Annotated in this window: 31 protein-coding genes; 9 read left to right on the forward strand and 22 right to left on the reverse strand. The window is 30.9% G+C overall.

Features of this window, described 5'->3' with window-relative positions; all coding sequences use genetic code 11:
• Window positions 1-69: 69 nt before the first annotated feature.
• The 10 genes from A6B44_RS04195 to A6B44_RS04240 form a co-directional block, all read right to left on the reverse strand.
• Window positions 70-555: a DUF805 domain-containing protein gene (locus A6B44_RS04195; RefSeq protein ID WP_090922651.1), complete on the reverse strand. Its 486-nt coding sequence runs from the start codon at window positions 553-555 to the stop codon at window positions 70-72.
• Between the two features lies 1 nt (window position 556).
• Complete coding sequence (locus A6B44_RS04200; protein WP_090922653.1) at window positions 557-913, reverse strand: DsrE/DsrF/TusD sulfur relay family protein; 357 nt, start codon at window positions 911-913, stop codon at window positions 557-559.
• Window positions 914-1,050: 137 nt separating this feature from the next.
• Entirely contained in the window at window positions 1,051-1,857 is an 807-nt protein-coding gene (locus A6B44_RS04205; RefSeq protein ID WP_090922655.1) for an ankyrin repeat domain-containing protein, read from the reverse strand.
• A 51-nt stretch (window positions 1,858-1,908) separates the two neighbouring features.
• Window positions 1,909-2,661, reverse strand: coding sequence for a DKNYY domain-containing protein (locus tag A6B44_RS04210; RefSeq protein WP_090922657.1), 753 nt, complete (start codon window positions 2,659-2,661; stop codon window positions 1,909-1,911).
• Window positions 2,662-2,679: 18 nt separating this feature from the next.
• Window positions 2,680-2,988, reverse strand: a complete 309-nt coding sequence (locus A6B44_RS04215) for a hypothetical protein (protein ID WP_143054832.1) — start codon at window positions 2,986-2,988, stop codon at window positions 2,680-2,682.
• Between the two features lie 175 nt (window positions 2,989-3,163).
• Window positions 3,164-4,057 (reverse strand): hypothetical protein, encoded by an 894-nt coding sequence (locus tag A6B44_RS04220; RefSeq protein ID WP_090922660.1) that lies wholly within the window; start codon window positions 4,055-4,057, stop codon window positions 3,164-3,166.
• A 52-nt stretch (window positions 4,058-4,109) separates the two neighbouring features.
• Window positions 4,110-4,589 (reverse strand): hypothetical protein, encoded by a 480-nt coding sequence (locus A6B44_RS04225; protein ID WP_090922662.1) that lies wholly within the window; start codon window positions 4,587-4,589, stop codon window positions 4,110-4,112.
• Window positions 4,590-4,604: 15 nt separating this feature from the next.
• The gene (locus A6B44_RS04230; protein WP_090922664.1) at window positions 4,605-5,579 is read right to left on the reverse strand and encodes a DMP19 family protein; all 975 of its coding nucleotides are present in this window, start codon (window positions 5,577-5,579) and stop codon (window positions 4,605-4,607) included.
• Between the two features lie 10 nt (window positions 5,580-5,589).
• Window positions 5,590-6,096, reverse strand: coding sequence for a YcxB family protein (locus tag A6B44_RS04235; protein WP_090922666.1), 507 nt, complete (start codon window positions 6,094-6,096; stop codon window positions 5,590-5,592).
• 259 nt (window positions 6,097-6,355) lie between these two features.
• Window positions 6,356-7,207, reverse strand: coding sequence for a M48 family metallopeptidase (locus A6B44_RS04240; RefSeq protein WP_090922668.1), 852 nt, complete (start codon window positions 7,205-7,207; stop codon window positions 6,356-6,358).
• Window positions 7,208-7,371: 164 nt separating this feature from the next.
• Here A6B44_RS04240 and A6B44_RS04245 point away from each other — a divergent pair, with 164 nt between their 5' ends.
• A complete protein-coding gene (locus A6B44_RS04245; RefSeq protein WP_090922670.1) occupies window positions 7,372-8,844 on the forward strand; it encodes an FAD-binding protein in 1,473 nt (490 codons plus the stop codon).
• A gap of 635 nt (window positions 8,845-9,479) precedes the next feature.
• Here the strand turns inward: A6B44_RS04245 and A6B44_RS04250 are convergent.
• Window positions 9,480-9,683, reverse strand: a complete 204-nt coding sequence (locus A6B44_RS04250; protein WP_090922672.1) for a hypothetical protein — start codon at window positions 9,681-9,683, stop codon at window positions 9,480-9,482.
• A gap of 137 nt (window positions 9,684-9,820) precedes the next feature.
• Here A6B44_RS04250 and A6B44_RS04255 point away from each other — a divergent pair, with 137 nt between their 5' ends.
• The 3 genes from A6B44_RS04255 to A6B44_RS04265 all read left to right on the forward strand — a co-directional run bounded on the left by A6B44_RS04255 (window position 9,821) and on the right by A6B44_RS04265 (window position 11,482).
• Entirely contained in the window at window positions 9,821-10,612 is a 792-nt protein-coding gene (locus A6B44_RS04255) for a phage/plasmid replication domain-containing protein (RefSeq protein WP_090922674.1), read from the forward strand.
• A 279-nt stretch (window positions 10,613-10,891) separates the two neighbouring features.
• A complete protein-coding gene (locus tag A6B44_RS04260) occupies window positions 10,892-11,170 on the forward strand; it encodes a type II toxin-antitoxin system RelE/ParE family toxin (protein ID WP_090922676.1) in 279 nt (92 codons plus the stop codon).
• 9 nt (window positions 11,171-11,179) lie between these two features.
• Window positions 11,180-11,482 (forward strand): HigA family addiction module antitoxin, encoded by a 303-nt coding sequence (locus tag A6B44_RS04265; protein WP_090922678.1) that lies wholly within the window; start codon window positions 11,180-11,182, stop codon window positions 11,480-11,482.
• A gap of 154 nt (window positions 11,483-11,636) precedes the next feature.
• Here the strand turns inward: A6B44_RS04265 and A6B44_RS04270 are convergent, their stop codons facing one another.
• The 9 genes from A6B44_RS04270 to A6B44_RS04310 form a co-directional block, all read right to left on the reverse strand.
• Window positions 11,637-12,305 (reverse strand): hypothetical protein, encoded by a 669-nt coding sequence (locus A6B44_RS04270; protein WP_090922680.1) that lies wholly within the window; start codon window positions 12,303-12,305, stop codon window positions 11,637-11,639.
• 81 nt (window positions 12,306-12,386) lie between these two features.
• Window positions 12,387-12,932, reverse strand: a complete 546-nt coding sequence (gmhB, locus tag A6B44_RS04275; protein WP_090922682.1) for a D-glycero-beta-D-manno-heptose 1,7-bisphosphate 7-phosphatase — start codon at window positions 12,930-12,932, stop codon at window positions 12,387-12,389.
• The gene (bcp, locus tag A6B44_RS04280) at window positions 12,929-13,402 is read right to left on the reverse strand and encodes a thioredoxin-dependent thiol peroxidase (RefSeq protein ID WP_090922684.1); all 474 of its coding nucleotides are present in this window, start codon (window positions 13,400-13,402) and stop codon (window positions 12,929-12,931) included. The genes gmhB and bcp overlap by 4 nt, the downstream gene beginning before the upstream one ends.
• A gap of 163 nt (window positions 13,403-13,565) precedes the next feature.
• Window positions 13,566-14,075: a hypothetical protein gene (locus A6B44_RS04285; protein WP_090922685.1), complete on the reverse strand. Its 510-nt coding sequence runs from the start codon at window positions 14,073-14,075 to the stop codon at window positions 13,566-13,568.
• A gap of 358 nt (window positions 14,076-14,433) precedes the next feature.
• Window positions 14,434-14,655 (reverse strand): hypothetical protein, encoded by a 222-nt coding sequence (locus A6B44_RS04290; RefSeq protein ID WP_090922687.1) that lies wholly within the window; start codon window positions 14,653-14,655, stop codon window positions 14,434-14,436.
• A gap of 188 nt (window positions 14,656-14,843) precedes the next feature.
• On the reverse strand, window positions 14,844-15,389 hold the full coding sequence (locus A6B44_RS04295; RefSeq protein WP_090922689.1) for a hypothetical protein: 546 nt from the start codon (window positions 15,387-15,389) through the stop codon (window positions 14,844-14,846).
• A 221-nt stretch (window positions 15,390-15,610) separates the two neighbouring features.
• Window positions 15,611-16,549 (reverse strand): IS30 family transposase, encoded by a 939-nt coding sequence (locus tag A6B44_RS04300; protein WP_176673462.1) that lies wholly within the window; start codon window positions 16,547-16,549, stop codon window positions 15,611-15,613.
• A gap of 105 nt (window positions 16,550-16,654) precedes the next feature.
• Window positions 16,655-17,674 (reverse strand): ATP-binding protein, encoded by a 1,020-nt coding sequence (locus tag A6B44_RS04305; protein WP_090920815.1) that lies wholly within the window; start codon window positions 17,672-17,674, stop codon window positions 16,655-16,657.
• Between the two features lie 26 nt (window positions 17,675-17,700).
• The gene (locus A6B44_RS04310; protein ID WP_090920817.1) at window positions 17,701-19,050 is read right to left on the reverse strand and encodes a tetratricopeptide repeat protein; all 1,350 of its coding nucleotides are present in this window, start codon (window positions 19,048-19,050) and stop codon (window positions 17,701-17,703) included.
• 143 nt (window positions 19,051-19,193) lie between these two features.
• Here A6B44_RS04310 and A6B44_RS04315 point away from each other — a divergent pair, with 143 nt between their 5' ends.
• On the forward strand, window positions 19,194-19,901 hold the full coding sequence (locus A6B44_RS04315; protein ID WP_090920819.1) for an HAD family hydrolase: 708 nt from the start codon (window positions 19,194-19,196) through the stop codon (window positions 19,899-19,901).
• Between the two features lie 177 nt (window positions 19,902-20,078).
• On the opposite strand, the gene hemW is transcribed toward A6B44_RS04315, so the two are convergent.
• Complete coding sequence (hemW, locus tag A6B44_RS04320) at window positions 20,079-21,236, reverse strand: radical SAM family heme chaperone HemW (protein ID WP_090920821.1); 1,158 nt, start codon at window positions 21,234-21,236, stop codon at window positions 20,079-20,081.
• A 123-nt stretch (window positions 21,237-21,359) separates the two neighbouring features.
• Here hemW and A6B44_RS04325 point away from each other — a divergent pair, with 123 nt between their 5' ends.
• From A6B44_RS04325 to A6B44_RS04340, 4 genes are all read left to right on the forward strand, one after another.
• A complete protein-coding gene (locus A6B44_RS04325) occupies window positions 21,360-21,659 on the forward strand; it encodes a hypothetical protein (RefSeq protein ID WP_090920823.1) in 300 nt (99 codons plus the stop codon).
• A gap of 292 nt (window positions 21,660-21,951) precedes the next feature.
• Complete coding sequence (locus tag A6B44_RS04330) at window positions 21,952-22,473, forward strand: hypothetical protein (RefSeq protein ID WP_090920825.1); 522 nt, start codon at window positions 21,952-21,954, stop codon at window positions 22,471-22,473.
• 87 nt (window positions 22,474-22,560) lie between these two features.
• Window positions 22,561-25,176, forward strand: a complete 2,616-nt coding sequence (locus A6B44_RS04335) for a TonB-dependent receptor (RefSeq protein WP_090920827.1) — start codon at window positions 22,561-22,563, stop codon at window positions 25,174-25,176.
• 13 nt (window positions 25,177-25,189) lie between these two features.
• Window positions 25,190-25,963 (forward strand): hypothetical protein, encoded by a 774-nt coding sequence (locus A6B44_RS04340; protein WP_090920829.1) that lies wholly within the window; start codon window positions 25,190-25,192, stop codon window positions 25,961-25,963.
• A gap of 84 nt (window positions 25,964-26,047) precedes the next feature.
• On the opposite strand, the gene A6B44_RS04345 is transcribed toward A6B44_RS04340, so the two are convergent.
• Window positions 26,048-26,341, reverse strand: a complete 294-nt coding sequence (locus A6B44_RS04345) for a single-stranded DNA-binding protein (protein WP_090920831.1) — start codon at window positions 26,339-26,341, stop codon at window positions 26,048-26,050.
• Window positions 26,342-26,344 lie beyond the last annotated feature (3 nt).

Genomic DNA, 26,344 nt, shown 5'->3' on the forward strand with positions numbered 1-26,344 from the left:
TAAAGCGGAATGATGTGAATATAAATTTGCAAATTTTTGATAAAATCATACCGCTTATTTATTTTCAATTTATGTACTAGGGCTGTCTCCCCATTTATTTGGTGATTTTTGACTACCTTTAAAATAAAGAAAAAGACTTAAAATAAAAGTGATAAACGTAATAAAAAGAAAGATACCCATATATAAAAAAATGGTTCTTTCATCATAATTATCTGTACCATAATATCCGTCAAGTTCTATCGCTTTTGATAGATAAAGTAAGAAACTCCCTAAAAATGGGATTATTACGCCAAAGAACCACCAACCAGATTTTCCCAAGTCGTGTAATCTTCGTATAACAAGACTCATACCAGAAAGAATAACCATAGTATTATATAATCTGAGAATAGCGTAGGGGAGTGGAACTTTTGTTATAAGTGCTATCTGTAAAAGTAGTAAAAATATTAAAGTATTAATGACAGTAAACCAACATAATTCAGCACGAGTCGCTCGACCTTTATAATTAAAGGTATTTTTTAACGAGTGTAAATAATGGTTTATTATCGTATTAAGCATTTTAAAAAGTGAGAACCTTGTCGCTATCAATTACCCAGTCAGCTAAAGCATCCATTGTGGATTTTTCAGCCCCTTCAAAATAAGGTTGGTTTTTATAAATACCACAACGAGACATACAAGAGCCACATACTTTTACTGGCACACCTTTAGCAATTAAGTTTTTAAGCATTTGAGATAAATCTTGATCGTAGCCTTGTGGGGGAGTGCAGCTATCACGAGCCATATCCACCGCATCATTCATTAGAAAAATACGTACTTCTACATCTTTATTGGTTAAAGTGTTAGCCAAACGTAACCCATTCCAAGTTACATCAGTGCTATCATAAGGTTCACGATTAAAGATAATTAATGTTTTCATTTTTCCTCTCTTTGGTTATCAGATAAGAATAATTTGCAATTCAATCTAACACGTTAAGTATCAAAATGTAAAGCGGTATGATTTTGTTAGAAATTTGCAAATTTTGATCGTTATCTTACCGCTTGTTTGCAGAACTATTATAAACATACCTTTTTAATATTATGTAGTTTTCTATATTCTGGTGGTGAAATAGCAGGGAATTTTGCTCCTCTTGCTTTAAGTAATTCCATAAGATGTGCTAACTTTCTTTTTTCGATTCCCCACGCGTCCTCGTATTCACTTTGTACTAAATGAGCAACATTTTCTCCAGCTTTACTATATCCATCAGTTTCTACTCCTAAATCCTCTATCATCCAGATAGCAATGTCATAAGCACCAGAAATAATAGCCTCATATAACAACGGAACATCGCAGTAATTCTTATAATTCATATCAAAACCTAATTTATAAAACGTTTTGACATTTTCAAAGTTTTTCAAGCCAAAGCTATCAGCTATAGGAGGAAATCTCCTACCATGCTCTCTATCTGTCCAGTACATATCTGCCCCATTCTTAACGAACAGTTCAATCAATTCAGGAACAGTTCCAGAAGCAAATATATCCAACATGGTGGAATTCATTTGCGTCACTCGAGCATCAGGATTCGCCCCTCTTTTGAGTAAGGTTTCCATTGCTGCATATCCGTGGCGACCACGATTGAGTACCACCCACCACAATGGTGTGACCCCACCAACACCTTGAATATCTACAGGCGTTCCACTATCAATTAAGGCATTAATTTTTACAATATCACCTTTAACCGCTGCATTCGCTAATGCAATTGCTTTAGGATCACTAAAATATTCATTTACATTTAATTTTTTTATTCCTATTCCTAATCCATTGCCAAATAAAACACTTTGACAACCGACTAAACCAAAAAGAAACAACCATAATTTTTTCATTTTATACCGCCTTATGTATTGTTTTGGTAAATTTTAAATAAAATCTGACCGCTATTTATTCGTTAAATGGTTAGTTTTACTATCATAAAGATACTCGCCATTTTTATCTTTTACAATAAAAGTACCATTAAATATAAAACCCTCTGCACTCACACCATCATAAGTACCTTTCACTGCCCCTAACACCTCAAAAGTCTTGGCATCTAAAAATACTTGATGTTCATAATGAAAAATGTTTTTCTCATCATAAATAAATCCATTATTATTTAGTTTAAAGTTATGGGTATCTATCTCTATCACGTTATCTTTACAAAAAACAAAATTTTTATCTCTGGCGTAACAAAAATCTAAATATTCAAAACTCTCTCTATCGGCGTTTTCCATTTTCTCAAAGCCATAAAAAATAGCATTTTTATCTTGATAATAAATCGTATCGTATTCTTCTTTAATCGCCTTGAAACTCTTACCATCAATTCCTGGAATTGCATAATATTCATATATTGCATTAGGATTATTTATAACACCAAATTCTGTTTTTATTGTTTCAGGTGGTGAGTTTTTAGTAAGGCGAGTGGCAAAAACGTTATTTTTATCTTTTAATGTACCACATTTCATTCGCTTTAAAGAATAAGGATCGGCATTGGGAATTTCTGTTATTCTTTGAATAAACTTCCCCGCGATAACATCAACTATTTGCTCTTGTTGATATACTTTACCTCCATCAGTATAAATTTGTATATACTTATGATTTATAAGTAAATAAGGCTTATCTTTTGTTGCCTTTTGTATAAGTTGTTTTTTCATCGTTACCTTATTTTTAAACTATAATGTAATGGGTTTATCAAAAATCATTTCATCTACAATATTGTTGTTTTTATCATAGATATGATATGAAATTATTTTGCCTTCATCAGTATATTTAATCATTACTTTCCACTGATTTTCTCCAAAATCCCAGTCATCACTATATTTAATCATTGTTTTCCATTGATGTTCTTCAAATTCCTCGTCATCATTATAATCCTTAGCTTTGGGATGACGATAGATAATGCGTTCACCTATGTTTTTATATACGAGTTTTGTGCCATTTTCTCTAATTTGTCCATCATAATACACATTCTGTGTAGTCATAAAAAGTATACTTAGGTACCCATTCTTTTGTATGGTTTTCTTTAAAAATTTTATGCTCATACAATTGACCATTATCAAACCATATTTTTTCTTCTTTTTCAGTTCTATGTTCTATTAACCTACCACTTTCAGTCCATTTTTTATACTCTGTTTCGGTATCTAAAATCCATACATTTCAACTGTGTTCTCGCGTTAATTTTGCATCTTGTGGTATCCATTTTGGCGGTTTATTTCTTTCTGTTACTTGATTTATAAAATTAGTTTTAAAGGCTTCCCATCGTGGATCTTTGGCTAATAATTGTGTTTCAGGACAATCACTTTGTAATTCATCAACTAGTCTTAATAAAGTGTGATATTCAAGTTTGTGAATTAACGTATTTTCAATACACTTAAACGCTAAATCAATATCACCAATAGATGAAGCTAAACAGTAACTATTCCAATAAATTAAGGGGTTTTTAGGGGCATAAGGTAATACAAAATCAAGTAATTTTTTATTTCGTTCTTTGTTGATGCTTGCACCTGTATTATTTGATGGAATAAGGAAATAAATCACATCTGCAAAATTGGTTCTAAAAGGGTCTATGCTTTCAGGATTATCTATACCAAGGTCAATACAACTTAAATCAAAATCGATAATAGCTTCATTAATATTTGCAGGTAAATTTATATTAAAATTAAAAAGATATTCAATCAAATTAACTTGTTCATTAGATTGTAAATAATACTCTCTAAATTTATCAAGCACCGAATAATCATTATTATTGATGACTCCTGCAATAACTTCACTAAAAAGACAACTTTTTATAACAACCCCTAAAAAAGCGACATTTTCAGTGTCTTTAACTAACTGATAAACATCAATTTTTATTTTTCCTGCTTTAAAGAAATCGTCTATATAACTAAATTCACAATAAATCCCAATATTAGTAATTAATGGTAAAATAGCTTTCTTATCACCTTTTTTATAGGCTTCCATTATTTTAATTACTTCATCTAATGAAAAAGGAAAATCTATTTCTTCAATACACTCTTCATATATTTTTATCATTTTCTTACTTATTTTCATTTTTTATTTCCTGATTTTGCAAATTTTGAACATTATCTTACCGCTTGTGTATTCATTTATCGTTATAAAAAGCATTCATTTCATTGAATAACACTTTTTTATCTAAAGCCTGATTAACAACACTAAAAAACGTATTATTGATAGATTTATCAATTATTTTGCCTTCTCTTATTTTTAATAAGTGTGGAAACTTATTATAGTTTTTTAAATGAAAAAGTAAGTTTGAAGAAAAACTTGGATCTTCTGTTGAATGTATTTGTCTATTTTTATCCAAATAGATAATAGAAATGTTGTGAGCTAAATAGGGTAAAATTTCATTTTCTATAAAAAGATGTTGCTGTTTTCTGTCGTTATAACAGAAGAAATTTTGTCCATTATACTTTTCTAGATTTTCACTAAATTGTTTTTCTAATGCTTTTATGTGTTTATTGATAGATTTATTTTGCCTTTTATTAGATATAAAAAACAAAATAAACCCGAATAGAAGAGCTATTCCTACTATTGCTTGTAAGTTTAAAAATAAATTTTTCATTATTCCATCTCATTTTTAATCACAAACAAACTTTTCAATATTTTTCTTCACATAGTCATCTAAAATATCTGCAAGTAATTGTTTTTCCTCTATCTTATCTAGAGCTTCGTCAAATTCTTCATAATTACCATCCACTTCGATATATTCATTATCTTCTAAATTATTATCATAGATAATTTTTTGGATTTGTTTATAAATTTTGTTTGCTTTTTTAACCACAGTTAAATGTTTTTTAGCTCCAATAATTTTTAGGCTTTCTTCTATATGATCTACTAAATAATATTGCCATTCATAAAAATCATAAAATCCGCCGACACTTCTTTGGTCATCGAAATTTTTTACAGTACAAAGTAAGCGTTCTGCATGGGTAATGGCGTTAAATCCATCTTCATTTGTAGCAAATTCTTTGAGTTTTTTACCAATATTTTCATAAATGAGTTCAACCCATTCGTCTTTATATTGGGTATTTAAAAAATCTAAGCTTAAACTCGGCGTTTGTGCTGTTTGAACAGGCGTTGCTTTATTAAAGCTGGCTTGTAATTCTTTTACTTTTTCAATATTGCGCTTAACAAAATCATTATATTTTTTCTCTTTTTTGTTTAGATCACGTAATCCCCACGCTGCTGCAAAATATTCTAATGCCTTTTCTTCATCACCTTCATCAAAAATAATTTTTCCCATTTCCCAGTTTGTTGACGAGTTCATTTCTTGTTTATATTTACCCGTATAAACATTTAATGAAAGGGTTTTTTGGTTAAAAATTTTAGCATTATCGATATCGCCTTTTTCATAATAAAAATTACCTAACCCACTATAAACCCAATGTGCATTTTCATATTCATCTTTGGGTTCTGGGATTAAGTCATACATTTGTTGATAAATCTCGATACATTTATCCCAATCTTTATTTTCATAAGGCTCATCTGCGAGCAGATCTAATTCAAGCAATTTCGCTTCAAGCTTTTCATCTCTTTTACCGATAACAGTCATAAATATCTCCTTAGTTAGATTGAGGTGTAATTTGTGAAAACAGAAATAGGCGTAGTGGTTCTATTTCCTGTGGTGAAATAAGTCTTTTAGGAATAAAAATACAAAGTGAGGGTGATAAATAAAGTAAGAAAAGATGCTCACTTTCTTTTATATTGATAAAGTTACTCCAATTAAGATGTGACGGGTTATTTTTATCATCTAGGGATTGAACTCCATCATCAAGAATCGTTATATTCATTTCTTTATGCATTTTAGGATAATTTTTCCAATGTTTCTTAATCGCATAACAAAATCTGATTTGAATAAAAATCAAGGAATAGAGAATATAAACTAATCCCATACACCCAAATGCGATAGAAAATCCAGATAATTCTCCCAATGATAAAGCAATACCTAATAAGGCTACACCACAGACAAAGATAATGCTTTGGCTTATCAGCATTCTTTTTCCTTTTAAGATTTTTTGTACTTCTAAATATTCATCAAAAGTAGCTTTGCCTTTAATTTGTATATGCATATTTATATCCTTTGGGTGTTTTTAGTACGATACTATAAATGATCAAGGAGTTCAAATTGACTATTATTCTTGATTAAATTGGGATGTATAAAAATCAAGCGGTTAGATCAAATCAAAAATTTGCAAAATTATTGAAAGATCATACCGCTTAAGAATAATATTTATGATTTATTATGCTTTATTGAGTGCCTTAAATATAAAAATAGTCCTAATTAGTACCATTATAGTACGAATTAGGACTATGCAAAGATGTTTTTTACTACAACATTTTACCGTGAACGTCCCAACTTTTGGTTTGACTGTCTTTTAAGGCTCGCATACGGCGATAACCAACGGCGTGATCGCTACGGAAATTGACGATTTTTAACCATAAATTATTTTCATATTTTTCAATGTTTTTGAAATATTCGTCAATATTAATGTGTTTACCTAAATTTTTACCTGCAAATAGGTAAAGCATACCCATTACATCGTCAGGGGCGTAGTAACACGCTACTCTATCGGCAGTATATTCTTGGGCTCTGGTCAGTGATTTATTCAAAAATAATACCGTCATTATCGGTGCACATATCAAACGACGCAAATTAATATGCCCACATTTAACGTGTCCTAATTCGTGGGCTAGAATAAATCGCAATGCACCAAAATTGCCGTGAACGTAGGCAATATCAACGATATCACTGTGCAGTACGACATATTTTTCATATAAAGCACATTTTGATGCAAAGGCATTCATCACACCATTACCATTGACAAGGTACAGTGGAGGGATAGCGTTTTTACTATTGGGATCCTCATCAAAGCTCATTTGCAGTGCAAGTTCTCGGTACATTTCATAGAGTTTAGGAAATTGCTTTTTACTCATTTCGATACCGTTACTGACTTTTTTGTAATACATAAAACGTACAAAAAAGATACCAGCAACAGGGGAAAGTAAACCCATTAATATACCTGTTGACCAATCTTTTAGCTCGCCACCATTAGCGATAACAATCAGACACCCAACGGTCACTAATGCTGTGAGTACGTATCCAAGTATGAGTAAGGGCATTTCAGCTTTGTGGCGGAATTGTTTAACTGTGGGGGCTTGTGTAGTATGGGGTGTGTTCATTTTTTTCTCATAAAAGTATTAAAACTTCAACGATACTAGCATAGATAACAGATCACATCAAAAACCAAGCGGTACGATCTTACTCAAAATTTGCAAATTACTAAGTGCAAAATTGAGATTTAAGCCCTATAATCCATCTACATATAATCTAACTTTTTTCTAAAATGATAAACAAAAAATCTCTCTTCTATGTATTAACAGCATTATTCATTATTTTTATTTCCATTCCCGCTTTTCATTTAATTAAAACGTATTTGAATGAAGATAATAGCAAGGTTGAAATTCCTAAAGGCTATACCAATGATGCTAGTGAATTAAATCTCACAAAGGTTGATCAAATCATTGATGTGGCACAGTCTAAAGAGGCTATAATCAGCCAACTAAAAGATATTCTTAAGTATGCGAAAACAAACCACAAAGCTATTTCAATGGCAGGTGCCAAGCATAGTATGGGTGGGCATACGATGTATCCTGACGGTATTGTGCTAAATATGCGTCCTTATAATCAAATGCAATTAGATACCACGAATAATATTTTAACCATTGGTTCTGGGGCATTGTGGGAAGAGGCGTTGAATTATTTAGATCAATTTGATAAATCCATTGCGGTAATGCAGGCGTTTAGCTCTTTTTCAATTGGCGGTTCTATTAGCGTGAACGGTCACGGTTGGCAAAAAGACTCACCTCCTGTTTCTTCTAGTGTAATTTCATTTACCTTGATGGATCATAATGGAAATATCTTAAATTGTAGTCGCACTGAAAATCCTGAATTATTTAGTTTAGTGATTGGTGGCTATGGTTTATTTGGGATTATTCTTGATGTAAAACTTAAAGTAGTGGATAACGAGGCGTTACAGTTTAAATCACTGCGTTTAAAACCTGAAAATTATGTTAAAGAATATAAAAAGTTTGTTTCAGATAATCCTAAAGTAAAACTCGCTTTTGGGCGATTACGTATTTCTAATAAAGCGTTTTTAGAAGAGGCGACCTTGAATTATTTTGAGCAGGTGGATCAAAAACCGTTACCTTTAGAGCAGGGAAGTGCCAAAAGTACAGAAGCGAAACGCCTTGTTTTTAGAAGCAGTGTAAACAGTGAATATGGTAAGCGATTACGTTGGGATTTGGAAAAAGGAATGAATGAAATTACAGAAAATCACGTTTTTTCTCGTAATGATTTATTAAATGACAATGTAAAATTAATTGAAAATAAAGACAATCATTCAACGGACATTTTACACGAATATTTTATACCTGAACGCAATGTGACAAAATACATTAACGCCCTTAAAACAGTTTTACCTAATCAACAGATTGATTTACTGAATATTACGATACGTAATGTTTATCAAGATAATGATAGCTACTTAAATTACGCAAGGGAAAATGTGTTTGGTTTTGTATTTTTATTTAATCAAAAGAAATCTCAAGAAGATGAATTAGAAATGCAAAAATTGACCAAAGCATTGGTTAACATTGCCCTTGAAATGGAAGGTACCTATTATTTACCTTATCGATTGCATATTGATAAGCCGTTGTTTAATAAAGTGTATCCTCAAGGTCAAAACTTTTTCAAGTTAAAATTGAAGTATGATCCAGACGAATTATTTAATAATAAGTTTTATCAACATTATAAGTAAATAAGAAAGAAAAGAAGCGGTATGATGTAAGTAAAAATTTGCAAATTTTTTACAGGATCGTACCGCTATATTATTTAATTATTTATGTTTTACTAAATGCACGAAGCATACAATTAAATATGCCATAAAACATAAATTAATCATAATGCCAATTTCAAAGAATAACATATTCAAATTTCCTACAGTTTTATACAGTCATTTTATATAACCTTAACTTCGCATAATGTATCGTGATTATGTTGAATTCGAGTGCTATATAATCCCCCCTGGGGCATAGCACGAGAATTTATACATAATTTGTATTATGCGATGTTAAAAAAGTCGATTTTTTTATTTCTTTAAAATCAATGTGTTAAGAAGTGCTGCTAATAAGTGCAGCTTATGATAAAAATGGGGGGTATTGGGGGGTATTTTGCAAAAAATTCCCCCTGATATAGCGGAGCGTAACTTGCAGGTCTTTATTAGACCTTTTTTGTTTTTGTGCGTTAATTTGTTTTTAAGGGTGACAACAAGATAATCACCCCCTATTAAACCAAAACGCTCTTTATTTTTTCGTTAGTGATTTGTTTAAAAAACGTGCGAATAAGTTCGGGAGTTCTGTTACACCCGAACTTTAGGTCGGTTTTCCGACCTTTTTATGTATTTGTTTGTGTCTTTTTTTCGGATTTTTCTTTATGTATTAGGTCCTGTTTAGCCTCGTTTAGATAATTGTCTAATAAGTGGTTTACAATATCGCTCATTTTTGTAAGTTTCCCACTTTTGTGACTGATTTCGATAGCTAATATTTCTAATTTATTTCTTCTTTGTGCGTTTATTCTTACAGATGTATCTTTTCTCATTTTTGTTCTCTAGATATTTTTAAAATAATTATTATATATTTTTTTGTATAGCATATTAATATATGCTTGCATACAGAAGATAAATATGCTAATTTTTATTTATTGTATGTTTGTATGCGGTATATAAATATCACTTTATGTTTTTTGATTGGCTAAAAATAGAACAGGCTTTTGACCACGAATTACCTTTGTTGGGTGATTTTGGCTTCGTTGGTGTCTCTTTACAAACTGGTCAATTACAGGAGACTGTTAGCATTCCTACTTTTCGGCACGTTGGTAGTTTTTGCGACGTTGTCTCTATAAAAATAAATGGTTATAAATTGACGATGAGCGGAAACCCTAGCCGTTGGGGACGATTAGAAAACCTTTTTGGATTAACAACAGTTGATGCTTGTGTAAATTGCTTTAATTCTATTTTGACTGAGTTAGGATTGCCTAATTTTACAAAATGCACTAAGGTTTTTTTGGGTCAATCAGAAGACGGCACAAAAGTTAAAAAATTTTCTGATGGTGCGATTATTAAAGAGTTACACATCACTGAAAATAGAGCGGTTGGGCAGGGTAATGTTGAGCATTATTTATCAGGTTTAGCTTCTTTAAATTATAGAAATTCAGTTGCAAGACGTCATACAAATGGTCAAACAGTTGATTGGCTATCAAAAAAGGGCAATGTCCATCTTATTTATCCTTCCGTTTACAATAAAGCCTTTGAATTAGAATTACATTCATTACATAAAATTAAGAATAAATTTGGTGATCGGTCGCCTGAATATAAACATCTTTTAAAAGTTATTAATTATTGTAAACAGAATGGCGTAGCAAGATTTGAACAAAAATTAAAATCTAGGTATTTACAAAGACAAAATTTAAGTTATTGGGGATTAAGTGATTTTAGTAAATTATATAAATTGAGGGAAACAACGATATAGGTAGTAAGAATAAATGAGAAAGTTAAAATAAGTTTGCGTAGTATTTTCATAAAGATACCTTTCTATTTAATGATAAGCTTATTTACAAATAGCGTTAATACTTTATCTAAAACTCACACTATGTCAATGAAGAAGTGCTTTTGTAATGTTATTTTTGCGACCTTTATCGAGAAAATAAGGTTAAATAATTTAATCATTTATTTTTTACGGCACAATATAAAACGGTTGCCTTGTGTAGTGTTGTAGGCTACAATTTATTATAAGTAAAGGTTGTGTATAATGATTATTTCATTTAAACATAAAGGGCTAGAAAAGTTTTATAAAACGGGAAGTACAGCAGGGATTGTAGTTGCTCATTCAGGAAAATTAAGACGTATTTTAGCAAGATTGAATAGTGCGACTTGTCCAACAGATATGAATGTACCAAGTTTAAATTTACATCAATTATCTGGTAATTTAAAAGACCATTGGAGTGTTAAAGTAAATGGAAATTGGCGAGTTACTTTTAAAATAGAAAATGGACACGCACAGGTTGTTGATTATCAAGATTATCATTAAGGAGAAAAAATGCAGATGTATAATCCCCCTTATCCAGCAGAGATGATACGAGAAGATATTTTACCCGAACTTGGTTTGAGTGTCACACAGGCAGCAAAGCAATTAGGCGTAAACAGAGTTACATTGTCACGATTACTAAATGGCAAATCTGCAATAAGTGCGGATATGGCAATTCGTTTACATAAATGGTTAGGGGAGAATAGTCCTAGCCCTGAAAGTTGGTTACATCAACAAGCCACTTATGATTTATGGGTTGCTGAGCAGAAACAAAAAGATTATCAGGTTACGCCTATAAATATAAGTTGTGTTTAGGTATAGAATATAAAAATTAAAAAGACATCTTGGATAAGATTAATTCATAAATTATATTATCAAAGATATCTTTTTTAATATTTTCATAAAGAAGCCTAATTGAGAGATAGTAAAGATACTTTAAAAGAATAGCAAAGAATAAATGTAGAGATCATTACCTTTGCCAACCTTCAATAATATAATTTCGCTCTGTAATTTTGTATTCAGGATTACCGTTTGATGGAACAAACCATAACTCAAATCTTGCTCCATAATAATCTCCCCAAGATCCTTCATAAATAGTAAATGATTTTCCAAGTGAATAAAGTTCATTACGAGTAAGATCATTCACTAAGATTTTAGATTGATGTGGTAACCTTTTATCTGAAAGGGAATCATTTGACGTGACTTCGAAGGCTTTAAGATAGAAATATCCCGTTTCTGTAGGTTGATAATCTGTAAAATAAGTATATAGTCCACCTTGAAATGAATCAGCTATAATTAGATCAGATTTTTTTAATTCTTCAAGGGTAGGGCATGATTTATATAATATTGGGTGACCTATTTCTATATTTTCAGGAATTTCTTTGTTGACACCATAATAATCAGGTCTGGCACCAAATAAATCTATAACTAAAATAATATGGAGAAAGAAAAGAGAAAATATAATTTGCAATAAAGAAAAGCATGGTTTTTTCCATATTATACTAATTGCAGCAATAAAACTTCCTAAAAAATTAATTAAAAAAGTAATATCAGACCACTCTAATAGTAAATTACTTTTAAAAGTATTTCCTAAATTAAATAAAAAAATGGCACTAAATAAAAAAGGATAGGAATCCACCAAACTTTAAAATAGACTAAAAGTATCTTTAAAAGAGCCATTTTTTATCCTAAAACATAATTAAATTTTTATAAGGACATATTATACTATTTCTAACAAATCCACCAAACTATCCAACACATAATCTGCTTTTGTAATACCTTCTTCTGTTAATTTATGCCCTGTTCTAACAAGCACTTTGGTTTTAACGCCTGCATTCTCACCTGCAAGAATATCACTTAGCTTATCACCCACAATAAATGACTGAGCAGGATCGATATTTAACTCATTAATTGCTTGAAGGAACATTCCTGGCTTTGGTTTGCGACAATCACATTCCTGTTTGTATTCACCTAAGGCTTTTTCAGGGTGATGAGGGCAGTAATAAATACCATCAAAATCAATGCCTTGTTCTGCTAAAGACCAATCAAACCATTGAGTTAATTCTAAAAATTGCTCTTCTGTAAAAATACCACGACCAATACCAGATTGATTGGTAACTAAAACCAATAAATAGCCTTTTTCTTTGAATTTTCTTAAGGTTGGAATGACCCCTTCAATAAAATCAAAATCATCAATTTTATGAACATAATCATAATCTATATTTAATGTACCGTCACGGTCGAGGAAAATCGCTTTTTGTTTCATAGCATTTTTCCTTTCAAATAATCCATTACCACTTGATGATGTTCTTTAGTTTTAAATTTGCAAAAAACTTGCTCAATGATACCGCTTTCATCAATCAAAAAGCTGATACGATGAACGCCATCAAAGGTTCTTCCCATAAATTTCTTCTCACCCCAAACACCAAAATCTTCGGCAACTTTATGATCAGGATCGGAAAGTAGCGTAAAATTCAATTCTTTTTTCTGCTCAAAATTAGCCAATTTTTGAGGTAAATCAGGGCTAATACCTAACACTGTCACGTTTAATTCGTCTAATTCTGTTTTGTTGTCTCGCAAATTACAAGCTTGAGTCGTGCAACCTGGTGTCATCGCTCTTGGATAGAAATAAACTAAGACTTTTTTACCTTTAAAATCTGCTAATGAGACCGTTTTTTCATTTTGATCTAAAAGTGTAAAAAGTGGGGCAGGGGAGTTTGGTTGTAGTATATTCATTTAGTTATCCTGTAAATTAATGCATAAGATGTATTTTTATCATGCCTATATATTAAATGATAACGTACATTTTACCACTATATTATGATAAATTTAATGCCTTTACCAAAATCACGCCACTAATTTAAGTGACTGATCAGTAGGGGGATAAATAGGTGCCATTTTACTCTTCACAATACTTTTCATATTTCTCATAATATTTTTCAAAACATCTATAATGACTTAAATTTATTGTGTCAAATTCGTCCTTATAATGTTCTTTAATTACACCAATGGCTCTCAATGCCGAATTTATATCAACACCCACTAAACAATTTTCATCATAATTTTTAGCATTTTTAATAGTAATTTGTTTTGAATTTTTATAAACCTTGGCTGCTTGACTTCCTATTCCACCAAAATAATCAGTTCCAATAAGTGCATAATCCGTTATGCCAATCTCAATAGCAATTTTTTCAATGATTTTAAGATAAATAATATTTCCCAACCCACCAAAATACTCTTCATCCTCCTCCAAATAAATGCCCCACTTTTTTTCTAAATAAATAGAATGACAAGCATTTAATGGTATAATGTAAAATCCTTTTTCAACAAAGTTAGGCATTTCTATAAATTCTAATTTTTCTTTTATTGGCTTTTGTTTTGTGATTAAAGCTACAATATTATGTCCCATAATTTAAAGTCTCTTAATATTTAAGTTGATGTCTAATGCAACTATTTATTATATACGATTATACTATTTGTTATATTTCTACAAACTGTTCTATATTCTTTTTTACATATTTAAATAAAATATCTTTTAACGGTATTTCTTCTTGTAAATCATAAAATTTATTCTCTAAATCCTTTAATTTATCATAATAAGAGTAGCCTCTTCAATAATAACAATTTGATCTTTAAATTTACTTTTTAATAATTTTTCTATTTTGTTTTGTGCCTGTTGTTTCGTTATCATCTTATTCATTCCTATTTCTTATATTTACGAATAGCACAGAGCAGAGTAGGCTTAAACTTTTGATAAATATATGTATTTACATTGTTGTGCATTTATTTTTAATTTCTTTCCATAACTGTCTTATATACAAAGTTATTTCCCAACAATCTGACTCTTGATAACCCCAAAAACACCAATAATAGATGGTGTATTCGTGAATAGAAAAATCTTGGTTAATGATAGATTTTAAAATACTCCAATTTTTGTGAAATTCTTCTTGATTTTCAATTTCGTCCAACGCTTGAAGCATCATTTCCATTAAAACAAACTTTTTATCTTCATCTGTCTCTTCTTTATAAGAACTAAAATAATTTTCTATATCTTTTGGGTTAGCAACTTCATACTACGCCCAATCTTGCATACCTTTATGACAGGGATAATTAAACTTAATTGACAATTCTCTAATTGCCTTTTCTGTTCCACATCTAAATTGGGGTTCCATAGTGTTCATTCTTGTAAATTCTCATCAATTATTTGTTTGATATTTTTACGTTCTTTTTTTAAACGTTGTGATTTTTCTTTTTTACCTTCACTTTTATAATAATCATATCCCATTTGATTACAATCATTCAAATACCATTCATATTGTTTTGTCATCATTCCATTCAGATGACAATGTTCATTCCCACAAGTATCTTTTGAGTAAATACCAAAATTCCTATGTTTTATGCGTTTCTTCTTAAGAATTTTTTGTTGATTTTCATAAATTTTTGACATAACCTGCTTTTTTTCAACGTCGGTTAATTTCATTCCCAATGTGGTCAAAGCAAAATAGGTATCAGGGTCTTTCACTTGATAAAACTCAAAAGTTTTTGAAAAGAATTGATTGGCATAATCTCGTATTTCAATTTTATCGGCTAAGTCTAATTTGTCATTTTCACAAATAGAACGATATAAACCAAGTTCATTAAAATCAGTATATTTTTTGCGATTGTCTATATAATAAAAATACTCACTTTTAGTGAAAGTATTAAATTTTTTACCTATTTTCACATTTTACCCCTTAAGTATCCTATATCTTGAATAGTAGCAAATAAAAAATAAAGTTTTGGTGGATAAAAAGTATTAACCTTATAAGCGTTTGAGCCGTTATTTTTTATATTTTAGTGTTTTCTGAAATCAGTATTTCATTTTTTTTGCTTTGTTACAAAACAAATAGATAGCGGTTAGATTTTAATAAAAATGGTACATTTACCTCATAACCGTAACACCACTTAAAATAACTCAGAAGGAGAGTGAAATCCTCGTCGTTTTCTAGGACGAAGATTAAGCTCTCTTTCCACTATATCTAATTCCTCTTGTGCAACTGATTTTAAATCAGTTCCTTTTGGAAAATACTGACGGATTAATCCATTTGTATTTTCATTTAATCCTCTTTGCCAAGGACTATTAGGATCTGCAAAGTAGGTTTTACATTCTAACTCATTTGCTATCTTTTCGTGAGAGAAAAATTCAACACCATTATCAAAAGTTATTGATTTAACTTTTTCTTTATAAGGCAATAAAGTACTAATGCAACGCTTTGCTAAACAACGGGCATTTTTACCTTCTAATTTTACAATTACTGTATAAGCCGTTTTTCTCTCAACTAAAGTTAATATTCCTGTATGATGCCCTTTTCCTTGTATTGTATCTGCTTCCCAATGCTCCAATTCTTCTTTTGTTTCTATTTCTTTAGGTCTATCATGAATAGATACTCTATTGGGTATTTTTCTAATGATTGCTCCTACCGACTTACTTCTTTTACGATATTTTTTATTGCCTCGCCGTAGATATTTATAAACCTCATCTTTACGATGAAAATGCCGTTTTATATATGCATAAATACCTCTGGGGCTAATGCCAAGCTCTTTAATTTTAGAAACTGTATAGCAAATTTGTTCAGGACTAAATCTCTTCTTTAAGTAAAAATAAATAATAGACCAAACTTGAGGTGTGATTGTTATTTTCTTTCGTTTCCTACGATGTCTTTGACGACACATTTTATTCGCACCACGAGGATTATAACCTCTAGTGCCTGTATTACGTTTTACCTCATTAAAAATAGTTGTAGCACTACAGCCAACAACTTTAGCTATTTGTCTATAACTATGTTTATGTTGCAATCCGTAAGAAATCTGGTATATTTGTTCTAAAGTCAGTTGTTTATACATAACACTTATCTCCGTCAAGAAAAGTCAACGTATATTCTAACTGACTTTTCTTTTTAGGGAAGTGTTACGGTTATTCGGTAAATCTGATATTTACAAATTATTTATCTACAAAAAGCCCATCAATCTTTTCTTTTTAGGTTTATTTGGCTTATTAAACTGTACAAATTCTTCCACTTCATCATATTCGCCCGTTTCATTGGCATAATCTAGTACATTTTCCACCAGTTCAAACCAATGGAGTACAGTTGAATTTGTTGTGGCAATCACTCCAAGCAAATCTTCCGTCACAATGTCACGCTCTTTGCCTATTTCAAGAATTTCATCTAAAACTACTTCTGTGGTTTTATCAACAATCCCTTTGATATCCGCACCTGAATAGAAATTTGTTTCTTGGGCTAATTTGCCATAATCAATATCTTTGTGGGGAATATTTTTTAGTAAAAGCTCAAACAGTTTTGATCGAGATGATTCATCGGGAGGTGTCACAAAAAACATCGTATCAAAACGTCCTGTTCGTTTGAAAGCGTTATCCACTTCCCAAGGGGCATTAGTTGCACCGATCACCAAAATACCCTCATTATCGGTATCAAAACCGTCAAGTTCTGCCAGAAAAGTGTTGATTACACTGGCTCGGCTAGCGTGGTTAGATTCACGTTTACCACCTAGTGCATCTAATTCATCAATAAAAATAATAGCTGGTTTGTGTTCTCTGGCTTGTTTAAAAAGGGCTGCAATATTCTTTTCACTATTACCTAGCCACATATCCAGAATTTCATTAATACTAACGTGGAAGAAAGTGGCATTACATTCGCCCGCAATCGCTTTGGCAAAAAAGGTTTTACCACAGCCTGGAGCACCATACATTAAGATCCCACCACCGACTTTTTTGTTATATTTTTGAAAAAGTTCAGGTTTTTTAAAGGGCATAATAATTTTCATATTGGCTTTTTTCTTTAATTCATCAAGCCCTGCAACGTCATCAAAATTTAACTTCAAATCTTTTTGAAAGAGAAAGCTTTTTTCACCTTGAGCTAATACTTCGTCCATTTCTTGCTCTTCTTTAAAGTCATCCTTATTTGCTAAAACTTCATTACTTCTTTGATATTTTTGTTCACTTTTTTTCATAAAAATTCCTTAATTAAATTTTAGTATTATTTGTTTTCTTCATTTTTTGACGATATATCATCATCTCTAAAATCAATCAGATAGACGATAAGTATTGTTAATAATATAGAGAGAGTATAAGCAACCCATTCAAAGGAAATTTCAGCTAATGGCTGATAAAACCCATTGATAATTAAGTTAAAAAAGGCTAAAAATCCGTAAGTAACAATGATATTTATAGTTTCTTTTTTAAGTTGTTTAAAATCAAATCCCATTTGGATAAAAAATAATAAAAAGGGCAGAGCAGTATATAGTGTCCATTTTAAGCTTTGTTGTGGTATATGTAAAAAATAAAATCCGACGATTAGCACTGAAACAATAAAAGGGATTTTTGCTAAAATAAATTCTTTTGGATTAACTTTAGGCTTGTATTCACGGCTATTTTTTAATTGCGTGAGATATTCAGAAATAAGAAGAAAAGTTCCTTTAATAATCATTAAAACCAATTTAGATACATAGGTATGTACACTTAATGCAATGATACTTAATACTGGTTGATGAGTATCATAAAAAACATAAAACCACGCAATAAAAATAAACAAATAAACTATTTTATATAACACCAAGGGCATTAAGCTGATAATTAAAATTAAAACAAGTGATATATTTGCAATCACTGGAACATTAAAATATAAATTAGTTAATAAAATTGCTAATGAGATAAATAAAGAGGAAAAAAAGGCAATAAATTCAAGTTTATTTTTTTTAAGTAATGAATGTAAAGTGTCATCAAAAGGATTGAGTTTTAAGGTTTTTAAATAGGCTTGTTTCTGTTTCCACCACGTTTTTTCTAGTGCAGCTTTAAGTCTTAAAGCATCTATATTATGAGGATCAATACTTAAAATTTTATCTAAAATAGTATTATATTTATCATCATCAAGGTTTAATAAAATTATTGCATAAAGATTTAAAAAATCAGTATCATTACTGTTCTCTTTTAAGGCTTTTAAAATACACTCCTTCGCTTCTAAATACTCTAGCTGGCTATCTAAAATATCTGCTTTCCAATACCAATAATTAGCAAAATTAGGTTCCAGAGCAAGAGCTTTATCAATATATTCAATCGCATAATCATAAAGCTTTTTTTGATTGAAAATTTGAGCATAGTAAAAATAAAAGTCTGAATTATTTGGATATTTTGCTAAGGCTTGTTTGGTAAATTTTTCCGCATTTTTTAGATCATCTAAACAAATATAACATTCTATCAATCGACAGTGTAAAGCATCATTATGTTCATTTTGGTAACCAATATGGTTTAAGCATAATTGAATAGCTTGTCGATATCTTTTCAGATCTTGAAGAGCTTCGATTTTGTCAAAAATATTTTTATCGTTCATTAGGATCCCTAATCATACAATTTTTTATTTACATCAATCCTACTATATCCTTTTTTTTATTATAGTTTCAAGTCCCTTCCATAACAGGGTTTAATTTGATATATACTATATGGCATATCAACGCTATATAATTAAGGATATTTATGTTTATTTTAGATATTGATGGCTGTATTACTGATGGAAAAGGACAACCTATTGATTTAATTTCTTTAAATCAATTAAAACAACAGATACACAAAGCAGAGCAGGGAACAATGTTATGCACTGGACGTTCTGCGCTTTATGTTGAAGCAATCGCACAAATGTTAGATTTGAAAACTTGGTGTATTTGTGAAAATGGGGCTTATATTTACCATACAGAAACGGAAGAGATTATTTATAATCCTAATATAACACCTGAAACAAAACAGCATTTAAAAGAAATTCAAGAAATTTTAACAACACTGCCTGAGTTTGCGAATATCTCTAAAATTGAACTAGGCAAAGAAATATGCATTAGCCTAAATCCGATAGGAGTTAGTATTGAGTATTTGTATAACCTAATTTTAGATAAAGTTGATCTGAAAGGTGTTCATATCGCACATTCAACAACGGCAGTTGATATTACACCTCTGAATGTTAATAAAGGAAATACATTATTATGGTTGTCCAAAGAATTTAATATAAACCTTAAAGATGCTATTTCGGTAGGGGATACGATGGGAGATATTAGTTTTATGGAACTTTGTAAACAAAAAGCTTGCCCTAATAATGCAAGTCAGCAAGTGAAAGATATTGTTGATTTTGTTGCTAAATCTACAAGCACGAAAGGACTTATTGAAATTTATCAATATTATTTATTGAGAAAATAAGAGATAGTTACCGATTACTGAAACTATCGAAGGGTGAAAATATATTAGAAATCAAATATTGATAGTTTTCGCTCCCTGAGCTTGTCGAAGGGTTGCTAATGAAGAATGAGAACACAAGGGCTAATGCTTCGACAGGCTCAGCAACCGCTCTTGTATAAACTTGTAATTTTAATAAAATTATTTCAAAAAAATCGTTAAAAGCTCATTTAAAAACAATTTTCCCTTATGGGTAATTTGCCAGTGGTTAGTTGTGTCTATTATATAGCCTTTTTCAATGGCTTTTCCAATTTCTTGCGTGACGCTGTTGCGATTTAATCCTGTGTATTGCTCAAATTCGATTTTAGGTGTAGCTTCTAGTAAACGAAAACGATTCATAAAATATTCAAATGATCGGTCATCAATTTCTATTTGATTTTCTTGATATAAATACTCACCACGCATATAGCCTTTTGGATGCTTTGTTTTATTAAAACGATAAATATCACCATTAGAATAACTGATTTTACCGTGAGAGCCACAACCTATCGCAAGATAATCACCAAATCGCCAGTAGTTTAAATTATGTTTACATTGAAAGCCTTTTTTTGCATAAGCAGAGGTTTCATATTGTTCATAACCTGCGTTTGTTAAAATTTGATGTCCTTGCTCAAAAATATCCCACAATTCATCGTCACAGGGTAGCGCAGGTGGGCGATAATAATATAAGGTATTTGGTTCAATAGTCAGTTGATACCAAGATAAATGAGGCGGGGAGAGTTCAACGGCTTGTTTTAGATCGCTTAATGCTTGATCTACAGATTGATTGGGTAAACCGTGCATTAAATCGATATTAAAACTTTTTAAACCAAATTTTGCAGAATGTTGTGCAAATCGTACCGCTTGTTTTGCCTCATTACCATCGTGAATACGTCCTAATTTTAATAATTTTTCAGGCTCAAAGCTTTGAATACCCATAGAAAGACGATTAATCCCCCCTTCAGCATAACCAATAAAACGCTCTGCCTCTGCAGTACCCGGATTTGCTTCTAACGTAATTTCAATATTTTCATCAAAATCAATTAACTGCTTAATTTCATTGAGTAAATATGCAATAGATTGCGGTGAAAACAGACTCGGCGTTCCCCCACCAATAAAAATAGAGTGTAGTTTACGTTGTTGTATCGCAGTTTGATGACGGATTAGATCCTGATGTAAATCTTTTAACAAATGCTGAATATAATCCTCTTCGGGAATAATTCCTTTTTGAGCGTGTGAGTTAAAATCACAATAAGGGCATTTTTGCACACACCAAGGGATATGGAGATAGAGGCTTAAAGGAGGAAGAGTAATGTTCATAAAATGTTCAAAAAGTAAAAGTATTCACATTATACAAGCTACAAGGCTATTCATAAACTCTTTTTTTATGATAGAATTATGACCCTATTTTTATTAAGACTATTAAGAGAGGGGAACATAAAAATGAAAAAACTATTATTAGCCAGTCTATTAGGATTAACTCTGACAACAAGTATTAATGCACAAGAGGTAAGTGGAGAAACCAATTTTAAAGTCACTATTCCTGAAGTGTTAGTCTTGTATCATTGGGATGAGGCGCATTTAACTTTTGAGAATATGGCAACAAACTATGGCGATACTACAATTCGCAATAAAACAGTAAATTTTGCAGATAATCAACCGTATACTTTAGATGGTGATGTAACTATAACAGACATACCTAGTTTTAAAAATGATGTCAAAGTAAAATTAAAAAATGCTTAGGCAGTAAGAAGTATTAGTAATGATAAAGTAACTTTAAAGCTAGAAGCTCAACAACCTACTCTAAAATTAGGAGGAGCAAGCAATGCATCTGAGAGTATTACAATTTCAGATCAGCAACTAAAACTTGGAAGTGAGACTCCTAATGCAACTATTGAGTTAAAATCACAATGGGCGCCACAACAAGGAGATATTTTATTTAATATGAACTTAGCTGGTGCAACTAAATCTGGTGAATATAAATCAGCAGATAAAGACACCTTTAAACTTACCTTAACAGGTAAATAATTTCACAATGAAACTATCTATTTCAAAAAAATATGTATTACTTGCTGTGGCATTTGCTACAGCGAGTTTTGTACATTCTACGCAAATCGTAGTAAAGAAAAATGGAGAATTGCCTCCACCTCAGTTAGGCATTACACCACCCCGTATTGAAAATACGGTTATGGTTAGCAAAGGAAAGCGATTAGATAAATCGTTTGTGATTTATAATTATAATCCCACTAAAGCTAAATCCATTAAATTGAGTTTAGTTGATGTAAATAAGGCAAAACGAGCAATCAAACCAAGTAAGAAAACCTTAGTGCCGTGGACAATTATTAACCCTAAAAACTTTGTGATTCCACCGAATGGGCAACAAACGGTGCGATTATCGATTCGACCGCCGTCAAATTTTCCTAAAAAGACCCATTATGCAATGTTAAAAATTGATAATCATATTGAAAGTCCACTCAATATTGATCAAAAAACTAAATCTATCACGGTTACCTTAGGGGCGAGTTATGGATTGCCGATAATTGTGACAACGAAGTAATGGCGTTTTCTCTTTTACTATAATAACAACAATAATAAAATAAATTTTTCGATCACTAATTGGATATTAGGGATTGAGGAGAGGGAAATGATTGATTCAATAAAATGTTCAACCAAGCATATCCTCAGTTACGCACTCCTTTTTACTGCGATCCCAAATTTGGGTTATGCTCAACAAAATGCAAATATAAATCATAATATTACAAATGAAATTGCATTAGTTGGGCTATTTGTCAATGATAAAGAAATTACCAATATTGATGTATTAAAAAATGACAAAGGCTACTATGTACCTTTAGATTTAATTGTTCAAGAAATGGGGATTTCTCCCTCTAATGAAACAGTTAAAGAGTGGCAATTTCATTTGCCACTGGGCGATGCCAATATACCTAAAACAGAGACGGTTTCTTATCAAAATAGTCTTTATTTGCCTTTAAATGCTCTAAAATATTTAGGAATAAATGCCGTTTATAATCAATCGTTACTTGCTATAAAATTGTATATTCCTTGGGATAATAAAAATCCATTTGCACACTCTAAAGCGCTTTCTAAACAAAAAAAGGCATCTAAACCCAATAAAATTGATTTTTATCCAAAATTATTTGGTTTAGGTGGAATAACAGTGCAAGGCAATGCTAATTTACGTAAAAAAGGGAAAAGTTCTTCTTATAATAATGGCGTCAATATTGGTTTAGTCGGATATTTAAGCGGAGGATTATGGGGTGCAGATTTAAACTATCAAAATCAAATCAATCAGTTATCAAATGGAGACGAGCAGAAGAAGGATTCCGTCAGTATTGATAATTTATACTGGGTTAAAGCTGCCGAAAATTGGGCGTTACGAGTAGGGAATAGTCGTAATAGTTATGGTTTAAGCAGTGATCGTTATACGGGAATAACGTTTGCTTACAGTAATAAATCCATAACCAAACATTTAGCCTATGCAGGAAGTGGCTCCCAGCAATTATTAAGTAGCAATCATTATTCTTCAATTCGAAATATTGAAGGTATTGGACCTGCTGGAGGGATTGCAGAGTTGCGAGTTAATGGACGTCCTATTGCTCGTGTGCGTATTGCATTAGATAAAAAGTATCAATTTATAGGTTTAAATTTAGCAAATTATGATGCGAATAACTATAATGTAGAAGTTGCTATTTTTGAATATAGCGTATCTGAAGCACCTATTGAAATTTATAAACCTTTTTTATCAACACGACGTTCTAATGTTGCAACAGATGAAGTACTGATTGAAGCAGGCTTAGGAAGACAAGGGAATTTATTCAACAAGCGTGACAGTGTCTCGAAAAGCGAAAAAATTATTTCTCATTTATACGGTGAATATGGGCTAACTAATAATATTGCTGTCCGTGGCAGTGTCACCAAATTAATTGGAGAGAGTCACTTACAACCTTACGAAAAAATGTTTGGATTGAATATAGGGTTACCTTTTAACGTAAATCTGGATTTATCCTATCAAAATTTAGCCAAAGAGAAAATTTATGACTCTTATTTAAACTATAATAACGATTATTTCTCTATTAATTATAATTATCAACATACCTTGTATAAACAAGTGTTGAGCAATATTCAGCAAAAGAGAAGAACTCAGCAACGCCTTAATATTAACTTACACCCTACGGATTATTTTAACTTAGGGTTACAGGGTAACTATAATAAAATAGACACTAAAGAAACTGATAAATATTTTACCGCTTATCTAAATGCAAGACCTCATAAATATTTTGGGTTTAATATCCACAGAGATCGAAACAATGATTACCACTACGGAATCAATTGGGATATTATTCCTAACGATACGCATATTAGTGCCGATTGGGATCAAGATAAACAAGCGTTACACATAAGTAAAAAATTAACAGAAAACTTGGATACAGGGGCTTCTGTCACTCATTGGGAAGAGCAAGAAAGTAACGCTTATCGCGCTTATTTAGATTATGAATATAATGATAAACATCAATTTCATACTGCAATAGGCTATTATGATGAGCAGAATAGCTATGATTTTAACTGGCAATATCGCCCTAATGATTATGGATCTATTCGTCTTGGTTATCATAAAAATCAGTTGGAAGACGATCAAAATATCGATAATATGGCTCAAGAAATTGAAGATGAAGACTACTTTTATTTACAATTTAGTGTAGATTTTCTTAATCAAGATGACAGTATAGATTTTGGTCGTTATAAACCGAGTCATTATGGTACCGTTATTGCAAATCTTAATACCAATAATCCACACTCTTTACAACTTGATAAGAAGGTGCAGTTTAAGCTAGATAACTACTTGGTAGATGCTTATAAGATGGCAGATAATCAATATCGGATTGAAAATATCAAAGAGGGTATTTATAAATTAACTTTCCCAACGGGGAATTTACCTCTGGAATATCAATCAAATAACTTACCAGAGCCAATAATCAAAGTCTCTAAAGCAGCACCTACTATCGTTGATTACAAATTAGAGGAAACCTTTGGTATTTCAGGACAATTGCTCACTGAAAAAGAGAATGTAAAGATTGAATTTTATAAAGAGGATAAAAAAGTCACTGAAACTTATACAGGTGCTTATGGCTACTATCAAGTGATCGGTTTATCAAAAGGGGAGTATATGATTAAAATAGCAGGGAAGTTGGCTAAAAAAGTGACAGTAAAAGATGCAATATTGTTTGATGTGAATTTATAAGGAAAGCCTCATTATGATAAAAAAATTATGTATAATCAGTTTGTTATGTATATCAAATAGTACTTTTTCAAAAATTCCATTATGCAGAAATTCTATTGCAGAGAGTTGGAATAATGCAAAAAAAATTCATTCTGAATGGTGGAATGTAGTTTATTCTCCTATAAAAGTTTGTAGGTTGAATAATAACTCTCACATTAAATATGATGCGACAGACCTATTAAATTCAGCTTCCAGCAATAATAGTGGCGCTGTGATTGCTTTTGGTAATGCATCACCTCAAGTACATAATTATGGAGTATCTAGTGTTACTTTGGATAGCAATTTGAACCTATCTAATATTTCACTGACAGCCCCTCCTTATTATTTACAAAAAGAGGCAAATAATAAAAACTATCCGAATGGAAATGAAGGTATTTTTCGTTTTTATACTCAAGTTTTGAACAGTTCTTGTGAAAAAGATCCTTTAGGATACAAATGGATTAGAGAAAAATGGCAAGATTCATTTTTTAGTCAGTTGAAAATTAATGGTAGTAATATTGTATCATCTAACACTGAACAAAGTTTTGCAAAAGCAACAAATGTGATTTTAAATAATAATGGCAGTGAAATAAAAGCAGATGTTGAGTTTATAGAAGGCTTAAAACACCAAACCGATAATTGGAAAAAAAAGTTCCTCAATTTTGATGATATGTGTAGTATGGATGTTTATGTAAAATTTCAACTAAAACCAAACCAATCACCAAATTTTAAACACTCTGGTAGCTATAATTTAAAATTTACTAAATAGAGTAATTTCCTTTAATCATTATCTAAGAATAAAAGATTTATAATTTCTATTTAACATAATATACATTATGCGAAGTTTAGGAGATTAATATTCATCAACAGGAATAAGTACAATATCATTAAGCTGTATATTATCTAAATAAGAACTTACTTTAAATGATAAAGGATGTAAATAATAAAATCCTTCAGGATAAGGCTCAGAGCCGTCAGGAACCTTTATCTTAAATTCTGAAGGGTAAGGTTTACCTAAATGAATATAAGCCTGCTGAGTCTTAATGTGCCACTCTTTGCCCGTTTTTTCACTTACCCCAGAACGCTCAACAACTTTTGAGTCAGGTAAAATTTCAACTTTTAACAAATAATTTGATAGATCTTTCATTAA

It is taken from the genome of Pasteurella skyensis (assembly GCF_013377295.1).
In the GTDB taxonomy this organism is placed as follows: domain Bacteria; phylum Pseudomonadota; class Gammaproteobacteria; order Enterobacterales; family Pasteurellaceae; genus Phocoenobacter; species Phocoenobacter skyensis.